The 17,641-nt window shown below is 62.9% G+C and carries 14 protein-coding genes; 9 read left to right on the top strand and 5 right to left on the bottom strand.

Going from position 1 to position 17,641, the window contains the following annotated elements; translation table 11 throughout:
- On the top strand, positions 1–2,613 hold a 2,613-nt coding region (locus tag CMI59_RS15765; RefSeq protein WP_293329184.1), incomplete at its 5' end, for an MBG domain-containing protein.
- A gap of 5 nt (positions 2,614–2,618) precedes the next feature.
- The gene (locus tag CMI59_RS15760) at positions 2,619–4,427 is read left to right on the top strand and encodes a ShlB/FhaC/HecB family hemolysin secretion/activation protein (protein WP_293329183.1); all 1,809 of its coding nucleotides are present in this window, start codon (positions 2,619–2,621) and stop codon (positions 4,425–4,427) included.
- A gap of 163 nt (positions 4,428–4,590) precedes the next feature.
- Here the strand turns inward: CMI59_RS15760 and CMI59_RS15755 are convergent, their stop codons facing one another.
- The gene (locus CMI59_RS15755) at positions 4,591–5,241 is read right to left on the bottom strand and encodes a TetR/AcrR family transcriptional regulator (protein ID WP_293329182.1); all 651 of its coding nucleotides are present in this window, start codon (positions 5,239–5,241) and stop codon (positions 4,591–4,593) included.
- A gap of 157 nt (positions 5,242–5,398) precedes the next feature.
- On the opposite strand from CMI59_RS15755, the gene glnT reads away from it, so the two are divergent.
- Positions 5,399–6,754 (top strand): type III glutamate--ammonia ligase, encoded by a 1,356-nt coding sequence (gene glnT, locus CMI59_RS15750; protein WP_293329181.1) that lies wholly within the window; start codon positions 5,399–5,401, stop codon positions 6,752–6,754.
- A gap of 12 nt (positions 6,755–6,766) precedes the next feature.
- Complete coding sequence (locus CMI59_RS15745; protein WP_293329180.1) at positions 6,767–7,762, top strand: alpha/beta fold hydrolase; 996 nt, start codon at positions 6,767–6,769, stop codon at positions 7,760–7,762.
- On the opposite strand, the gene CMI59_RS15740 is transcribed toward CMI59_RS15745, so the two are convergent.
- From CMI59_RS15740 to CMI59_RS15725, 4 genes are read right to left on the bottom strand one after another with little or no spacing between them, the layout of a single operon-like run.
- Positions 7,759–8,307 (bottom strand): sarcosine oxidase subunit gamma family protein, encoded by a 549-nt coding sequence (locus CMI59_RS15740; protein ID WP_293329179.1) that lies wholly within the window; start codon positions 8,305–8,307, stop codon positions 7,759–7,761. The genes CMI59_RS15745 and CMI59_RS15740 overlap by 4 nt on opposite strands.
- Positions 8,300–11,257 (bottom strand): sarcosine oxidase subunit alpha family protein, encoded by a 2,958-nt coding sequence (locus tag CMI59_RS15735; protein ID WP_293329178.1) that lies wholly within the window; start codon positions 11,255–11,257, stop codon positions 8,300–8,302. The genes CMI59_RS15740 and CMI59_RS15735 overlap by 8 nt, the downstream gene beginning before the upstream one ends.
- Entirely contained in the window at positions 11,254–11,529 is a 276-nt protein-coding gene (locus CMI59_RS15730; RefSeq protein ID WP_293329177.1) for a sarcosine oxidase subunit delta, read from the bottom strand. The genes CMI59_RS15735 and CMI59_RS15730 overlap by 4 nt, the downstream gene beginning before the upstream one ends.
- A gap of 9 nt (positions 11,530–11,538) precedes the next feature.
- Positions 11,539–12,789 (bottom strand): sarcosine oxidase subunit beta family protein, encoded by a 1,251-nt coding sequence (locus tag CMI59_RS15725; protein WP_293329176.1) that lies wholly within the window; start codon positions 12,787–12,789, stop codon positions 11,539–11,541.
- A 112-nt stretch (positions 12,790–12,901) separates the two neighbouring features.
- Between CMI59_RS15725 and CMI59_RS15720 the strand changes: the two genes are divergently transcribed.
- The 5 genes from CMI59_RS15720 to CMI59_RS15700 all read left to right on the top strand — a co-directional run bounded on the left by CMI59_RS15720 (position 12,902) and on the right by CMI59_RS15700 (position 17,616).
- Complete coding sequence (locus CMI59_RS15720; protein ID WP_293329175.1) at positions 12,902–13,846, top strand: GlxA family transcriptional regulator; 945 nt, start codon at positions 12,902–12,904, stop codon at positions 13,844–13,846.
- A gap of 86 nt (positions 13,847–13,932) precedes the next feature.
- Positions 13,933–14,586: a helix-turn-helix domain-containing protein gene (locus CMI59_RS15715; protein ID WP_293329174.1), complete on the top strand. Its 654-nt coding sequence runs from the start codon at positions 13,933–13,935 to the stop codon at positions 14,584–14,586.
- A 105-nt stretch (positions 14,587–14,691) separates the two neighbouring features.
- Positions 14,692–15,591: a glutamine amidotransferase family protein gene (locus CMI59_RS15710; protein ID WP_293329185.1), complete on the top strand. Its 900-nt coding sequence runs from the start codon at positions 14,692–14,694 to the stop codon at positions 15,589–15,591.
- Positions 15,591–16,277: a GXGXG domain-containing protein gene (locus CMI59_RS15705; protein ID WP_293329173.1), complete on the top strand. Its 687-nt coding sequence runs from the start codon at positions 15,591–15,593 to the stop codon at positions 16,275–16,277. The genes CMI59_RS15710 and CMI59_RS15705 overlap by 1 nt, the downstream gene beginning before the upstream one ends.
- Before the next feature lie 10 nt (positions 16,278–16,287).
- Positions 16,288–17,616, top strand: a complete 1,329-nt coding sequence (locus CMI59_RS15700; RefSeq protein WP_293329172.1) for an FMN-binding glutamate synthase family protein — start codon at positions 16,288–16,290, stop codon at positions 17,614–17,616.
- The last annotated feature ends 25 nt before the right edge of the window (positions 17,617–17,641 follow it).

Below are 17,641 nucleotides of genomic sequence, written 5' to 3'. Positions count from 1 at the left end.
TATTCGTCACAGCTCGGTTACGACATAAGCTTCGTGTCCGGCTCGCTGACGGTGGGCAAGGCCTCGCTGGAGGTGACCGCCAAGAACGACAGCAAGACCTATGACGGCAACGCCTATTCCGGCGGCAACGGCGTGAGCTATGCGGGCTGCGTCAATGGCGAGGGCGCTTCGGTACTGTCCGGCACGGTCGGCTATGGCGGCACCTCGCAGGGCGCGGTCAACGCAGGCAGCTACACGATCACCGCTTCGGGTCTGACGTCCAACAACTACGACATCAGCTATGTCGCTGGCGCACTGACGGTGGGCAAGGCGTCGCTGGGTGTGACGGCCGACGCCGTGAGCAAGACCTATGGCGATGCGCTGAGCCTGACCGCTTTCTCGACAACCGGGCTCGTCGGATCGGACAGCATTTCGGGCGTCACGCTGACCAGCGCAGGCACGGCCGCGACGGCGAATGTCGGCAGCTACGACATTTCATCCTCGAACGCCGTCTTCGGCACCGGTTCGGCCGCGAACTACGATATCCACTACAACACGCGTACCGGCGGGCTGACGGTGAACAAGGCCTCGCTGACGGTGACTGCCAAGAACGACAGCAAGACCTATGACGGCAACGCCTATTCCGGCGGCAACGGCGTGAGCTATGCGGGCTTCGTCAATGGCGATGGCGCTTCGGCACTGTCTGGCACGGTCGGCTATGGCGGCACCTCGCAGGGCGCGGTGAATGCCGGCAGCTACACGATCACCGCCTCCGGTCTCACCTCCGGCAATTACGACATCAGCTATGTCGCAGGCGCGCTGACGGTGGGCAAGGCCTCGCTGGAGGTGACGGCCAGGAACGACAGCAAGACCTATGACGGCAACGCCTATTCCGGTGGCAACGGCGTGACCTATGCGGGTTTCGTCAACGGCGAGGGCGCTTCGGTGCTGTCCGGCACGGTCGGCTATGGCGGCACCTCGCAAGGCGCAGTCAACGCCGGGACCTATGCGATCACGGCCTCGGGCCTCTCCTCCGGCAACTATGATATCAGCTATGTTGCAGGCACGCTGACCATTGGCGTCGCTACGGTCAATCTGACGATTACGCCCGACGCGGCCACAAAGACCTATGGCGATGCGTTGAGCCTGACTGGCTTCTCAACCAGCGGGCTCGTCGGGTCTGACAGCATTTCGAGCGTCACGCTGACCAGCGCGGGAACGGCTGCGACGGCCAATGCCGGCAGCTACGACATTTCCTCCTCAAACGCCGTCTTCGGCACCGGCTCGGCCTCGAATTACGACATTCACTACAACACGCTGACCGACGGGCTGACAGTTAAGGCCCGTCCGATCACGGTGACTGCGGACAATCTTGCTCGTCTCTACGGCGCGTCTAATCCCGGCCTCACCTGGCAGATGACGAGCGGCAACCTTGTGAATGGCGACAAAGCTTCGGGTGGGCTCACGACGTTGGCCGCGGCTTCGTCGGATGTCGGCACCTATGGTATCACGCAGGGTACGTTCGGGTTCGGCTCCAACTATGCGTTGACCTTCGTGCCGGGCACACTGACCGTCAATCCGGCCACGCTCACCGTGACGGCGGATACGCAAAGCCGTATCTATGGAGACAGCAATCCTGCGCTCACCTATGGCTATAGCGGCTTCGTGAATGGCGATGGAGCCGGCCTCTTCAGCGGTGCGTTGACGACCACCGCGGACGTCACATCGAATGTCGGTTCCTATGCCATAGCGAAGGGGACGCTTTCGGCGGGCAGCAACTATCTGATCGATTTCACCAGCGCCAGCCTGGCGGTCACGGCCCGTCCGATCACAGTGACGGCGGACAATCTTGCCCGCGTCTACGGTGCATCCAATCCGGTGCTCGGCTGGCAGGTCACGAGCGGAAGCCTCGCCAATGGCGATACGCCGTCGGGCGCGCTGGCGACCTCGGCAACGGCTTCGTCGAATGTCGGCGCCTATGGCATCGCGCAGGGCACGTTCGGGCTCGGGTCCAACTATGCGCTGACCTTTGTGGCCGGCACGCTGACCGTCAATCCGGCCACGCTCACCATTACGGCGGATGACGAAGAGAAGAATACTGGCCAAAGCATCGTCCTGTCCGGCTATCGCGTAAATGGCCTCGTGTCCGGCGATACGGTAACGGGCGTTATGCTGGCAAGCAGCGGCACAGATGCGAATGCCTTGGTGGGCAGCTATGCGATTGTCGTGAGCAACGCGACGGGTAGCGGGCTTTCCAACTACGACATCCACTATGTGGACGGCACGCTGACAGTTCGCGATAGGGGGCCCGGCCAGTCGATCCGTTCCATCGAGTCCCGCCCGGGTGCCACAACCTGGAACCTGTCGGAAAGCGAGGTCGGACCGGGGGCCGGCGTTGGCGGCTTTTGGTCTCTGCCGCTCATTGTGAGGACAAGTCTTCCTGTCCTCGCCGATACCGCAGATATCATGACCGCTTCCATCCAGGACGGGGACGGCGATGACGCCGTCGACGATCGGTGGAACCTGCTGCTCGGCACGCCCGGCCGTCTGAACGGCAGGACGACAATCGGTGTGCGTTATCCGCACCTCTACCTCAACGCCGGCATCTTGTCGGTCAATTCGCATCGGGAGTGACAGCCTTGCGCTACGAAACACGGAACCCGCTAAAGGGCGCCGCAAACCGGCTTGTGCCTGCTGTCCTTGGGCTGACGCTCGGCCTGGCGCTCGCGCCGACCCTCGCTTTCGCGCAGGATTTCGAGCGCGTGGCCCCGCAGGAACCGCCGGCAGGCGAGGGGGGTGGGCTTGAATTGCCGTCCCCGCCCGAGGCTGCGCCGGAAACGGGAGCGGACAAGGCTATCCTCCCCGTGCTCAAGGGCATTGTCGTACGCACTGCGCCGGGCGCTGTCGCAAAGGCTGGCGTTCCGACAGAGGGCGTTGATGTGTCGGCCCTGTCGGGTGCCGATGCCGCCGCGCTCGACAAGGTTCTTCAGCCCTTTATCGGCCAGCCGCTCAGGCAGCGTGACCTCGCCGCCATCTCCCGCGCCGTCATCGCCGCCTTCCGTAGTGAGGGCAAGCCCCTCGTCGATGTAACCTTCCCGCCGCAGGATGTGACCTCGGGCACGGTGCAGCTTCTGGTGATGGAGTTCCACCTCGGCAAGATCGGTGTCAGCGGCAACAAGTGGTTCGATGCGAGCCAGTATCGCGACGGGCTAGCGCAGAAACAGGGCAAGCCGATCGATGTCGACCGCCTGAAGCGTGGCCTCAGTCAGTTGAACGCTAATCCCTTCCGGCAGGTGAGCGCGGTGCTGAAGCCCGGCGCCTCGCTGGGCGAGACCGATATCGGCTTGCAGGTGCAGGACCGCTTCCCCCTCCGCGTCTATGCCAGCTACGACAATACGGGCCTGCGCGCCACGGGGCGCGACCGCTGGAGCGCGGGCTTCAACTGGGGCAATGCTTTCTGGGCGGGCCACCGTCTGTCCTACCAGTTCACAACCAGTGGCGATCTCCTGAAAAGCCGCGTTCGGGGCCCCGGCCTGCCGAACGATTCCCGCTTCATGGCTCATGCGCTCACCTATACCGTGCCGCTACCCTGGCTCGACACGCTGGAAGTATTCGGCTCCTATGATCGGCAGGTACCCGATATCGGCCCCTTTTTCGGCCAGGTGGGAGAGAGCTGGCAGGCAAGCCTGCGCTACCGGCACGATCTGCCTGCGCTGGACTGGGCCAACCAATCCGTCATGGCGGGCTTCGACTACAAGTCGTCCAATAACGACCTCGCCTTCGGGGGCGTCCAGATATTTGCCAGCAGGACGGAAGTCGATCAGTTCCTGCTCGGCTACGATCTGACGGCGGCGGACGATTGGGGGCAGACGAGCTTCAACAACACGCTGTATTTCAGCCCTGGCGGCATGAGCAGCGACAATACCGACAGCGCCTATGCCGCGGCGGGGCAGGCGGACGCCGATGCCCACTATGTGTATGACACCGCGACCGTCACCCGCGTGACGGGCCTGCCGAAAGGAGCAAGTTGGGTTGTCCGGCTGAAGGGGCAGGTGGCCGACGGCAATCTTCCGGCGAGCGAGAAGCTCGGCGCAGGTGGCACGGACAGCGTGCGTGGTTATGAAGTCCGCGCCCTGAACCGCTCGGAAGGCCTCCTCCTGTCGAACGAACTGCGCTCGCCCTCTTTCCGTCTTCTGGGGCGGGCCGTGAACGGTATCGAAGATCAGGCACAGCTCGTCGCGTTCTGGGATTATGCCTGGCTCGTCGATCCCGATGAGGTTGCCGGCACCTCCCGACAGGCAGCCATTCAGGGGGCGGGCGTCGGTGCGCGCTATGTGCTCGACCGCTACCTCTCCATGCGCTTCGATATGGGCTGGCAGCTTCGCCGCCTGCCGGGCGCATCGGAACGAGGCGCAAGAGGGGCGATCTCGATCACACTCTCTTACTAGGCACGCGATTCAACAGGCCTGAGGCGGCAAATGTGGAGAGGTTGAACTTCGCAATCCTCCGAAGCTCGTGCTGCCAATCGGGTCTGGATGAGCGACTGGGACATCTATATGGGTCCACGGCCGACCGGCACCCGGATGTTGGGCTTCATCTTGGGTAAGGCTCTTAGGTGCCATCTTGCAGGTTGGAGAGGATGAAGTTCTGTAAGCCGCGGATCGCCTTTGATGAATTAAAGTCATCGAAAATCAGTGAGCGAACCATTGCGCCATCGAGAAACGTCGAGATGAATTCCGTAGTCTGATCGGGATCGACCTTGCGGAACAGCTTCTGCCGCACGCCCTTGCGGATGGCGCTGGACAGGACCGCGCGTTCGCGGTCATAGAATTGACGGATGGCGGCATCCGTTTCGGGCACGCGGTGTTCCATCTTCGAATAGTCGAGGCTGACCTGCACGAGCTTGCGGATCAGTTCGCGCTGCTTGATATGGGTTTCGATCCAGTCGCGAATGATCTGGTCGGGCGCGGTATGGCCCTGCGCCAGCGTCTCGAACTGTTCGAAGGCGCGGTCCACCGCGACCTGCACGCTCTGCTGGAAGAGGTCTTCCTTGCTGCCGAAATAATAATAGATGAGCGCGGCATTCAGTCCCGTGGCCTTGGCGATATCCTTGATCGTGACCGCGTGGAAGCCGCGTTGCGAGAAGAGGTCGAGCGCCACGTCCTGCAGGATCGCCACGCTGTCGTCGCTCTTTTCTCCTGCCGGACGGCCCGGGCCGCGGCGCGCTGGCCGGGCGCTCTTGCTTTTGGTCGTACTGCTCATTTTCCGACGAACTGCCGATCTTTTCCGCATCTGCTGCCGCATCCTTGTGCGGTATGCACCATCCTCGCCCCAAAATATTAATTAAACAATCAATTTATTTTGGCATGCGGCTTGCTTCCCTGTTGGGAAACGGCCACCCCTCTTCCGGAGTTTCGAGATGACCAGGGAAAACCAGGACACGACTGCCATCGCCCCAGCGGATTTTGAGAATGTCGATTATCTGATCGCGAGCTATGTCGACATGCATGGCGTATCGAAGGCGAAGATGGTGCCGGTCGACCATCTCGACCGAATGATGGGCGGGTCCGAGCTCTTCACCGGCGCGGCGCTCGATGGCGTGCCCCAGGATGTGAGCGACGAGGAAGTTGCCGCCCATCCCGACCCTGCGAGCGGACGCATCCTGCCCTGGCAGCCCGACATCGCATGGTTCGCTTCCGACCTTCACTGCGAAGGCAAGCCCTTCGAGGCCTGCAGCCGCAACATTCTGAAGCGCACGCTGGCCAGCGCCGCGGAAATGGGCTTCGGCATGAATCTCGGGATCGAGGCGGAGTTCTTCGTGTTGCAGGACGACGAGGAGAAAGGCTTTAGGCCGCTCTCCTCCCGTCATCATCTGGCAAAACCCGCCTATGACACGGTACGTCTTCTCGACAATATGCCCTGGCTGTCGGAGCTGGTCGGCGCCATGAACTCTCTGGGCTGGGGGGTTTATTCCTTCGACCATGAAGACGGCATCGGGCAGTTCGAAATCGATTTCAAATATTTCCCCGCGCTGGAGATGGCCGACAATTTCGTCTTCCTCCGGATGATGGCGACGGAAATCGCGAGCAAGCACGGTGGTTTCGCGAGCTTCATGCCCAAGCCCTATGCCAACCGTGCAGGCAGCGGCGCGCATTTCAATATGTCGCTCTACGACCTCAAGACGCAGGAAAACCTCTTCAAGACCGATAACGATCCGCGCGGCTGCAACCTGTCGGAACTGGGCTACCAGTTCATTGCCGGCGTGCTGCGCCATTTGCCTGCCATCTGCGCGGTCGTGGCGCCGACGGTGAACAGCTACAAGCGTCTGATCAAGCAGGGCAGCATGTCAGGCTTCACCTGGGCGCCGATCTTTGCCTGCTATGGCAACAACAATCGCACGAACACGGTGCGCATTCCCCGCGACGGCCAGCGTATCGAGCTTCGCGCGGCAGACAGTTCCTGCAACCCCTATCTCGGGGCGACGATGGTGCTGGCCGCAGGACTTGAAGGGATCAGGGAAGGTCTCGACCCCGGCGAGCCTCATACCGACAACATGTATGTGAAAACGCCCAAAGAGCTGGAGGCTCTCGGCGTGCGCATGTTGCCGGAAACGCTGGAAGAGGCCGTCGAAGCATTCGCAGCCGACCCCTTCTCGCGGAAGGTGTTCGGCGACGACATGTTCGAGGCCTGGGTCGAGTTCAAACGCGGTGAATGGAAAAGCTATATAAATCACGTCTCCGACTGGGAAAAAGATCGTTATCTGAAATTCTATTGAGGTAAGGCGGGAATGGGCGCGGCAGAGACAAGTGGGCGCGAGCGGTTCGACCTTGGCGATTTCCTTCTGGAAAGCGGGGAGGTGCTGCAAGGCGCCTTCCTCATCTATCGCACGCTGGGCCGGCTCTCGCCGGCGCGCGACAATTGCATCCTCCTGCCGAGCTACTATTCCGGCACCGACGCCTCCTATGACCGGATTATCGGGCCGGGCCGCGCGCTCGACCCGGCGCGCTATTTCATCGTGCTGACCAACATGTTCGGGAATGGCGTGTCGGCGTCCCCCAGTACATTGACGAATTCATGTGCGGGGGCCGGCTTCCCGAAGGTAACGATCCGCGACACTGCCGCCGCCCAGCATCGGTTGCTGAGCGAACGATTCGGTATCTCGAAACTCAAACTTGCGACCGGTTGGTCGATGGGCGCCATGCAGAGCCTGCATATGGCCGCGCTCTATCCGGATTTTGTGGAGCGGGTGCTGGCCGTTTGTGGCAACGCGAAATGCTGGCCGCTCAATCAGGCGTTTCTGGAAGGCGGGTCGGCGGCGTTGCGGGCCGACGCCACCTATGAGGGCGGGTGCTACAGCGCACCGCCGGAAACGGGACTTCGCGCTTTCGGCCGCGTCTATGCGGGGTGGGCCTATTCCGCCGAGTTTTTCCGCGAGCGCCTTTACGAAGGCCTCGGCTATGCCGACCTCGAAGCCTTTCTGAAGGGCTGGGAAGACGACCATCTGGAGCATGATGCGAACGATCTGCTGGCCGTGCTCCATGCCTGGCGTCATGCAGATGCGGGTAAAGCGCTCGCTGACATCACCGCGCGCACCGTACTGATGCCCTGCGACACCGACACCTATTTCACCGTCAGGGAAACGGAATTGGAGGCTGCGGAGATCGGCCATGCCGAGGTGAAGGTATTGCACTCTCCCTACGGCCATTGCGCGGGGGCGCCGGGGCGCTTTGACACAGAAGCCCGGGAGGTCGAAGCGGAGATGCTGCGCATTCTTGCCGACTAAGCGCCCGGCCGGCGGGCCTCGATCCCAAACTCCAACCCCATCTCGATCAGGCTTTCCCACAGCGACAGCGCATAGCTGCGCAACACCATCAGTTCGAAGGCGTGTGGGGCAAGCCGCGTCAGATGCACCGAGATATGGCCGCATAGCGTGATGGCGGCGCGGCCCACGGGAAAGGCCTGGTCGTGAAGGTCGATGGCAACGCCCTTGGCGAGCAAAGCCGTCACCGCTTCGCCTTCGAGGCGGATGCGCACCCGCCCATGGCTTTGGTCGATCAGCGTGGCGCGGCCCTCCAGCAAGGTGAACGATGGTGGCGCAAGCGGTGCATCGCCGACGGCGAACCATTGCCCCGGTCCGGCTTCACGCACGGCGTCGCCGCCCGCTGCCTGCGTGATCTCCTCGCTGGAAAGTGTTGCGGCGAAGATCTGCCAAACATGGCCTTCCGGCATCGCTGTCATGACGACGGAATGTGCCGCCGAGGGCGTGCCGAAATGCCCGGCAGGTGCATCGGCGAGGGCGGGGACCGGTTTCAGGGCTGCGTCAGACATGAAGCCTCTCATTCTTCGGATCGACGAAGACCGGCGCACAAAGCAGGGCGCGCGTTGTTTCCTTCTTCACGCCGTTCCAGACGATCACTTCCTCGCCATGCCGCTCGGCCCCGTGTTTCACCAGCGCCAGCCCGATCGTGTGGCCGAGATGGGGCGAGAAGCAGGTCGAGGTCACATGGCCGAGATCGCTGCCCATGTTTGGCGTGTCGTCCGGATTGAAGATATGCGCCCCGCTGCCGAAAGACTCCGACGGGTCGAGCGGTGTCAGCCCCACGAGTTGCGGTCGGTCGGGATCGGTGAGCCCCTCGCGCCTCAGCATGGCGCGGCCAATGAAATCGGGCTTCTTCGCAGAGACCATCCGCCCCATGCCAAGGTCGCCCGGCGTTACGCGCCCGTCGATTTCGGCATGGGTGACATGCCCCTTCTCGATGCGCAGCACGCCGAGCGCTTCCGTGCCATAGGGCGTGATACCGAAGCGAGCGCCTGCCTCCATCAGCTTCCCGGCGACCGGTTCGCCAAAGCCCGCAGGCACGGCCAGCTCGAAGGCGAGTTCGCCGGAAAAGGAAATACGGAAAAGCCGACCGCGAAGCGCACCGCCGAAGAGGGTTACCTCCCGCGCGGCGAGGAAGGGGAACGCCTCGTTGGAAATATCCTCATCGACGATTTGTTCCAGCACCTTGCGCGCACAGGGGCCCGCAATCGCCATCTGTGCCCATTGGTCGGTCGCCGAGGCGAGATGCACATCGAGCTCGGGCCAGAGCGCCTGTGCGCAGAACTCCAGATGCGCCAGCACGCCTGCCGCAAGCGCCGTGGTCGTCGTCATGAAGAAGTGATTGTCGCCAAGCCGGCTCGTCGTGCCGTCGTCATAGATGAAGCCGTCTTCACGCAACATGATGCCGTAGCGCGCCTTGCCCACCGGCAGCTTCAGAAAGGCATTGCAATAGACCCGGTTCAGGAACTCCGCCGCATCCGCACCCGTAATCTCGATCTTGCCGAGGGTGGAGACATCGCAGAGCCCGACCGATGAGCGCACCGCTTTCGCCTCCCGGTCCACGCTTTCGCGCCAATGCGTTTCGCCGCTTTGCGGAAAATACTGCGAGCGATACCACTGGCCGGTCTCCACGAAGACCGCGTCGCGCTTTTTGGCCCATTGGTGCAGCGGCGAGTGACGCACGGGCTGGAAATGTTCCGTGCGCTGCGCGCCGGTGAACGCGCCGAAAGAAACCGGCGTATAGAAGGGCCGGAAGGTCGTCGTCCCGATCTCGCCGGGCGAAACGCCTCGCTCGCCTGCCAGAATGCCGATGGCATTCACATTGGAAAGCTTGCCCTGATCCGTCGCCATGCCGTTCGTCGTGTAGCGCTTGGCATGTTCGACATGACCATAGCCTTCGCGCGTGGCGAGCTGCAGATCCTTCAGATGCACATCGTTCTGAAAGTCGACGAAGGCCTTGCCGCTGGAATTGGCGACATACCAGAAGGCGGGTACTGCTTTTTCATCGTCCTCATGCCGTTGTCCGAAGGCGGACGCGGCGGTTGAAAAGCCGAGGGCCTGGAGTATTTCCCGCGTTTGAGCTTCGCCATCCGCCAGGCAGGATTCCGTCGTCGCACGTCCCGCCGCCGCGCCCACCACCGTCAGGCCTTTCAGGCCGTCGGGCGCGAGGAAAGCCGCATGGGCCTCGGACCAGGCCGGCTTTGCGCCGCGATGGCAGGCAAGATGGATGATAGGGCTCCATCCGCCCGACATGGCAAGCGCGTCGACGGTGATCGTCTCCGATTTTCCGCCCTGCCGAACCTCGATGGAGGACAGCGCTTTGCCGCCCTTCGTACCCGTCACGACGGCATTGCGGATGAGGCGCGCCTTGCCTTCGTAGTCGATGCGCGTCTCATGCGGATCGACGATTGCCGCGACCTCGACCCCAAGCCGCTCGAGATCGTGCGCGGTGCGGTAGCCGGAAAGCCCGTTGGTGAAGACGGCCACGCGTTCGCCCGCCGCCACGCCATAGTGATTGGCATAACTCCGCATGGCGCCGGCCATCATCACGCCGGGACGGTCGTTCCCGCCGAAAACGAGCGGGCGTTCTTCCGCGCCCGTCGCCAGCACGGCCTGTTTCGCGGCGACCCGCCAGAGCCGTTCGACGGGCCGGTTCGGGTCGGGGGCGGCGGTATGTTTCTGCACGCGCTCCACAACGCCGAAGACATTGTCGTCATACCAGCCGAAAACCGTGCTGCGCGGCATCAGCGTTACATTGTCGAGGGAAGAAAGTTCCGCGAGGCATGCTTCCGCGAAAGCGGGGGCGGTCGTGCCGTAGATCTCGCCGCTCTCGCTCAGCAATGATCCGCCCATCCTTGCCTGTTCGTCGGCAAGGATGACACGTGTGCCCGCGCGGGCGGCGGTCAGCGCGGCGGCAAGCCCGGCAGGGCCTGCGCCGATCACCAGCAGGTCGCAATGCGCCCAGGCTTTTTCATAACGGTCGGGATCGGCCTCGTAGCTGGCGCGCCCGAGCCCCGCCGCACGGCGGATGGCGGGCTCATACACTTTTTCCCAGAAAGCGCCGGGCCACATGAAGGTCTTGTAGTAGAAGCCCGCGCCGAGAAAGGGCGCGGCAAGCTGGTTCACCGTGCCGATGTCGTGTGTGAGCGACGGCCAGCAATTCTGGCTTCGGGCCTCGAGCCCTTCGTGAAGCTCCACCATGGTCGCACGGCAATTGGCTTCCGTCCGTCCATCCCGGCCGAGCGTTACCAGCGCATTGGGTTCTGCCGCGCCGGCGGTGAGGATACCGCGTGGACGGTGATATTTGAAACTGCGTCCGACGAGCGTCTGCCCGTTGGCCAGAAGGGCGGAAGCGAGCGTATCGCCTTCACATCCCTGCATGCGCTTGCCGTCGAAGCTGAAGCCGACAGGGCGGTCGCGGTCGATGAGACCGCCCGTGGCGAGCCGGTATGCCGTCATGCCCCGCCTCCCTTTGCCTGCGCGGCATCCTGTACGCTGTAGATGTCATGGTTCACGCTGTCGCGCGAGACGACGAGCCATCGGCGGCAACCGGAGGCGTGGTGCCAATATTCGCTGAGCCGCCCCATCGGGTTCTCGCGCAGATAGACATAGTCGAGCCAGTCTTGCGTGCCTGCTTCCGGTGCGGGCCTTGCAACGTCGGCGCTTCCCTTGATGGTGAATTCCTCTTTAGGGCGCATGCCGCAATGCGGACAGGGAATGAGGCTTGCCATATCCGGCTCCTAGTGAAGATTGGCCTGCGCGCCCGCGCCGCGCTCGTCGATGAGATAGCCGCGCGCGAAGCGGTCGAGGCGATAGGCGGTGGCGACTTCATGCGGCGCGTCCCTTGCGATCAGATGCGCAAAGCACCAGCCCGCCGCAGGCGTTGCCTTGAAGCCTCCATAGTTCCAGCCGGCATTGAGGTAGAGATTGGGCAGATGCGTCTTGTCGATGATGGGCGAGCCGTCCATCGTCATGTCCACGATGCCGCCCCAGCTTCTGAGGGCGCGAATACGCGACAGGCCGGGGATCATGGCGACACCCGCTTCCATCACATGTTCGACCGTGGCGAGGTTGCCGCGCCGTGCGTAAGAGTTGTAGCCGTCGATATCGCCGCCGAAGACGAGCCCGCCCTTGTCGGACTGCGAAACATAGAAGTGCCCCGCACCAAAGGTCACGACATTGTCGATGAAGGGTTTTAGCCCTTCCGAGACGAAAGCCTGCAGCACATGGCTTTCGACCGGCAGGCGCAGCCCCGCCAGAGAGGCGGTCACGCTGGAATGTCCGGCGGTGGAAAGGGCGAGCTTGCCGCAGCCGATCGTGCCCCTGGTCGTGTCGACGCCGGTCACCCGGTCGCCCTCGCGGCGAATGCCGGTGACCGCGCAATGCTGAATGATGTCGACGCCAAGCGCATCCGCTCCGCGCGCATAGCCCCAGGCGACCGCGTCATGGCGAACCGTGCCGCCGCGGCGCTGCAGCAGGCCGCCGCGTATGGGGAAGCGCGCGTTGGTGAAATCGAGAAAGGGCAGCATGCGGCGCACGTCGTCGCGATCGAGCAGTTCCGCATCCGCGCCCGAGAGCAGCATGGCATTGCCCCGGCGCGTATAGGCATCGCGCTGGGCATCGGAATGATAGAGGTTCAGCACGCCGCGCTGCGAGACCATGGCGTTGAAATTGAAATCCTGTTCCAGCCCTTCCCACAGCTTCAGCGAGAATTCGTAGAAGGGCTGGTTCCCCTCAAGCAGGTAATTGGAGCGGATGATGGTCGTGTTGCGGCCGATATTACCGGAGCCGAGATAGCTTTTCTCCAGCACGGCAATGTTGCGCACGCCAAACACCTTGGCGAGGTAGTAGGCGGTGGCAAGCCCGTGCCCGCCGCCGCCCACGATCACCACGTCGTAGTGGGGCTTTGGTGCCGGCTCCCGCCATGCGGGCTGCCAGTGCCGGTTGCCGCTGAGCGCATTGAGGAAAATCGACAGGGCCGAATAGCGCATCGCTCTCTTCCGCTTGAGGTCTGCCGGAAATCATGGCGGGTGGCGTGCGCCTTGACTTGCCCATAAGAGACTGAAAAAAGTATATAAGAGACTTTGTGTCCGGAAACCGCCCATGCAGACCTATGGCTTCATCCTTCTGCCCGGTTTTGCGCTGATGTCCTTCGCCGCGGCGACGGAGCCGTTGCGCGCGGCAAACATATTGGCGGGGAAAGAGCTCTACCGGGTCGAGGCGTTCTCGGTTGCGGGCGGCATGGTGGAAAGCTCGTCGGGCGTATGCGTGCCGACCGAAAAGCTGGCGAAGGCGGGCAAAAGCCTTCACACGGTCTTCGTCTGCGCGGGCGGCAGTCCGGCCGATTGGAAGAGCCCGGAGATCGCGGCGGCGCTTCGCCGTCTGACGCGCGAAGGGGTCCGCATCGGCGGTATCTCCGGCGGGCCCTATCTGCTGGCCGAGGCGGGTGTGCTCGCCAATCGCCGCTTCACCATCCACTGGGAACATGCGCCGGCCCTGATGGAAGCTTTCCCTGACCTTGTGCCCGAGCGCGCCCGATATGTGATCGACGGCAACTGCATCACCTGCGGCGGCGGTATCGCCCCGCTCGACATGATGAGCGCCGTCATTGCCGAGCGGCTGGGCGCGGATTTCGCGCGGCGTGTCTCCGACTGGTATCTCCACACGCATATCGAGGAAGCCTCCGGCGCTCAGCGGGCCTCGCGCGCGGAGACCTATGGTACGCATCACCCGAGGCTGCTGACGCTCCTTGAAAAGATGGAAGCGACGCTCGAGCAGCCCATGGATCGCGCCGCCATGGCTGCGTTTGCGGGGATCACGCCGCGCCATCTCGATCGGCTCTTCGCAGGCGAAATGGGTACGACCTTCCAGGCCGTCTATCGGCGTATGCGGCTGGAGCATGCCCGCCGTCTTCTGCGCCAGAGCGCCATGTCCGTTGCCGAAGTCGCCATGGCAACAGGGTTTGCCAGCGCGAGCCATTTTTCGCGGGTCTACCGCGCCGAGATGTGCGTGACCCCGCGCGCGGACCGCCAGCCCACGCGCGGATAGGGTTTACTCAGCGGAAACATTTTCCCTACTGTGGTGAAAGCCCGTATCGGGCGGACAAGTCACAGTGAGCAGGAGAGCCGGGGGCCATGGCACGCAAGAAGGCGGCGGAAAACGAAGCAAACCCAAAGTTCACCCAGGATCCCCACTCGGTCAAAGCGGAGAAGGAAAAGAACCTCGAGATCGCCATCGGCCACGAGGTTCGCCGCCTGCGCAAGAAGCTGGGCCTGACCGTCGCCGATCTGGGGCAGGCCACCGGCATTTCCGTCGGCATGCTGTCGAAGATCGAGAACGGCAACACCTCCGCCTCGCTGGCGACGCTTCAGGCGCTTTCCCGCGCGCTGGGCGTGCCCGTCACCGATTTCTTCCGCAGCTATGAAGAGCCGCGCAACGCGGTCTTCGTGAAAAAAGGCGAAGGCGTCGAGATCGAACGCCGCGGCACCCGCGCCGGCCACCAGTATCGCCTGCTCGGCTACATCGAGAACAATACGAGCGGCGTGGTCGTCGAACCCTATGAGCTGACGCTGACGGCGGAGTCCGACACTTTTCCCGCCTTCCAGCATGAAGGGATCGAACTCATCTACCTGCTGGAAGGGGAGGTCGAATACCGCCATGGCGACCAGACTTTCAACATGGAACCGGGGGACAGCCTCTTCTTCGATGCGGATTCGCCCCATGGGCCGAACAAGCTGCGGAAGTTTCCCATCCGATACATCTCCATCATCGCCTATCCCCAGCGCTGACCGGTCCAAAAGTTTTCTCATAGGAAAAATTATTTCCTAACAGTTGAATTTGTTTCCCGGACCTGCTAGCTCTTGATCCAGACGCAGGATCGGAGAGTGAGCACTATGTGCGGCATTGTTGGATTGTTTCTGAAAGACCGGGAGCTTGAGCCACAGCTCGGACGCATGCTGTCGGAAATGCTGGTGATCATGACGGATCGCGGGCCCGACAGCGCCGGCATGGCGATCTATGGCGACGCCGCCGACGGGAAGGTGAAGATCACCGTGCAGTCGGCCGATCCGGAGACGGATTTCGCAGGCCTGGAAGATAGCCTGAAGGCGGTGCTGGGCGACGACGTTTCCGTGGCGCCGAACAACACGCACGCCGTCATCACGGTGGATGAGGCGGCGATGGAGGCGGCGCGCAATCTGCTCGCTGAAAACCATCCCACGCTTCGGATCATGAGCGTGGGGGAGGCCATCGAGATCTACAAGGAAGCGGGCCTGCCTGCGAGCGTCGTTCAGCGCTTCGGCCTGTCGGGCATGAGCGGCACGCATGGCGTGGGACACACGCGCATGGCAACGGAATCCGCCGTCACGACAATGGGCGCGCATCCCTTCTCGACAGGCGCGGACCAATGCCTGGTGCATAACGGTTCGCTGTCGAACCACAATAATCTGCGCCGCGAACTTGCGCGCGATGGCATGCATTTCGAAACGGAAAACGATAGCGAAGTCGCGGCGGCCTATCTCACTGCCGAGATGAAGAAGGGCAAGAATCTGGGCGCAGCGCTGGAAAGCGCGCTCTCCGATCTTGATGGATTCTTCACCTTCGTGGTCGGCACGAAAAACGGTTTCGGCGTGGTGCGCGATGCGATCGCGTGCAAGCCCGCCGTGATGGCCGAAACCGATCGTTATGTTGCCTTCGGCTCGGAATATCGCGCGCTTGCCGGGCTGCCCGGCATAGAGGAGGCGCGGGTCTGGGAGCCCGAGCCTGCCACCGTCTATTTCTGGGAGCATCAGTAATGCCTACCATCGACCTCGAAACGGCATCGCTGCGCGACCTCAACCAGGCGCTCCACAGTCTGGGACGGGACGAGGGCGGCGAGCTGTGGGAAATTCTCAATCCGCGCGGGAGCCATGCGGTCGCAGTCGGCGTGGATGCGCCGCTGGAAATATCCGTCCACGGAAGTGTGGGGTATTATTGCGGCGGCATGAACCAGCAGGCCTCGATCACCGTGCATGGATCGGCCGGCCCGGGCGTTGCAGAAAACATGATGTCGGGCAGTGTCGTCATCAAAGGCAACGCCAGCCAGTATGCCGGTGCGACCTCGCGCGGCGGGCTCCTCGTCATTGAAGGCAATGCGTCCTCGCGCTGCGGCATTTCCATGAAGGGTGCGGACATCGTCGTCAAAGGCGATATCGGGCATATGTCCGCCTTCATGGCGCAGTCGGGCAATCTGGTGGTGCTGGGCGATGCGGGCGATGCGCTGGGCGACTCGCTTTACGAAGCCAGGCTCTTCGTGCGCGGCAGCGTAAAGAGCCTCGGTGCGGACTGCATCGAAAAGGAAATGCGCCCCGAACATATCGAGCTTCTCGGCAACCTGTTGTCGAAAGCGGGCGTGACGGATGTGAAGCCGGAAGAGTTCACGCGCTACGGCTCTGCACGCAAGCTCTACAATTTCGATGTCGACAACGCCGACGCCTATTGAGGATACCGAGATGAGCTATCAGACACCGCGCACCACGCCTCGCAAATCGGCAACCTTCGACGATTACACGCTGTCGGAAATCCGGCGTGCCGCGTCGACCGGCATTTACGACATTCGCGGCGGCGGTACCAAGCGGCGCGTGCCGCATTTCGACGACCTTCTGTTTCTCGGCGCTTCCATGTCGCGCTATCCGCTGGAAGGCTATCGTGAGAAATGCGAGACGAGTGTGACGCTGGGCACGCGCTTTGCGAAGAAGCCCATCGAACTCAAGATTCCGATTACCATTGCGGGCATGAGCTTCGGCTCTCTCTCCGCCGGGGCAAAGGAAGCGCTTGGACGCGGCGCAACCATCGCCGGTACGTCCACCACGACCGGCGACGGCGGCATGACGGAGGAGGAGCGCGGCCATTCGCAGATGCTCGTCTATCAGTATCTGCCGTCGCGCTACGGCATGAACCCGCGCGACCTGAAGCGCGCCGACGCCATCGAAGTCGTGGTCGGTCAGGGCGCAAAGCCCGGCGGCGGCGGCATGCTGCTTGGCCAGAAGATTTCGAACCGCGTGGCGGAAATGCGCACGCTGCCCAAAGGCATCGACCAGCGCTCCGCCTGCCGCCACCCGGACTGGACGGGGCCGGACGATCTGGAGATCAAGATCCTCGAACTGCGCGAGATCACCGATTGGGAAAAGCCCATCTATATCAAGGTGGGCGGCGCGCGGCCCTATTACGACACGGCGCTGGCGGTGAAGGCCGGCGCGGATGTCGTCGTGCTGGACGGTATGCAGGGCGGCACGGCGGCGACGCAGGAAGTCTTCATCGAGCATGTGGGTCAGCCGACGCTCGCCTGTATCCGGCCCGCCGTGCAGGCGCTGCAGGATCTCGGCATGCACCGCAAGGTGCAGCTTGTTATTTCCGGCGGGATACGAAACGGCGCCGATGTCGCCAAGGCGCTGGCGCTGGGCGCGGACGCAGTCTCCATCGGGACGGCGGCGCTGGTGGCTATCGGCGACAATGATCCGCGCTGGGAAGAAGAATATCGGGCGCTGGGCTCCACGGCGGGTGCTTATGACGACTGGCATGAGGGGGCGGATCCGGCAGGTATTTCCACGCAGGACACGGAACTCATGAAGCGCGTGGATCCTGTTGCGGCGGGACGGCGCCTTGCCAATTACCTGAAGGTGATGACGCTGGAAGCGCAGACCATCGCGCGTGCCTGCGGAAAGAGCCATGTGCACAATCTTGAACCGGAAGATCTCTGTGCGCTTACGATCGAAGCCTCGGCGATGGCCCAGGTTCCCTTGGCTGGGACGGGATGGGTCCCGGGCAAGACAGTTTTCTGACCCGGCCTCTCATTTGCATGGTGCC

This window comes from Parvibaculum sp. (assembly GCF_002684405.1).
Classification (GTDB): domain Bacteria; phylum Pseudomonadota; class Alphaproteobacteria; order Parvibaculales; family Parvibaculaceae; genus Parvibaculum.
The sequence above is the reverse complement of the archived record's forward strand: the minus strand, read 5'-3'. Positions and strand labels throughout refer to the sequence as shown.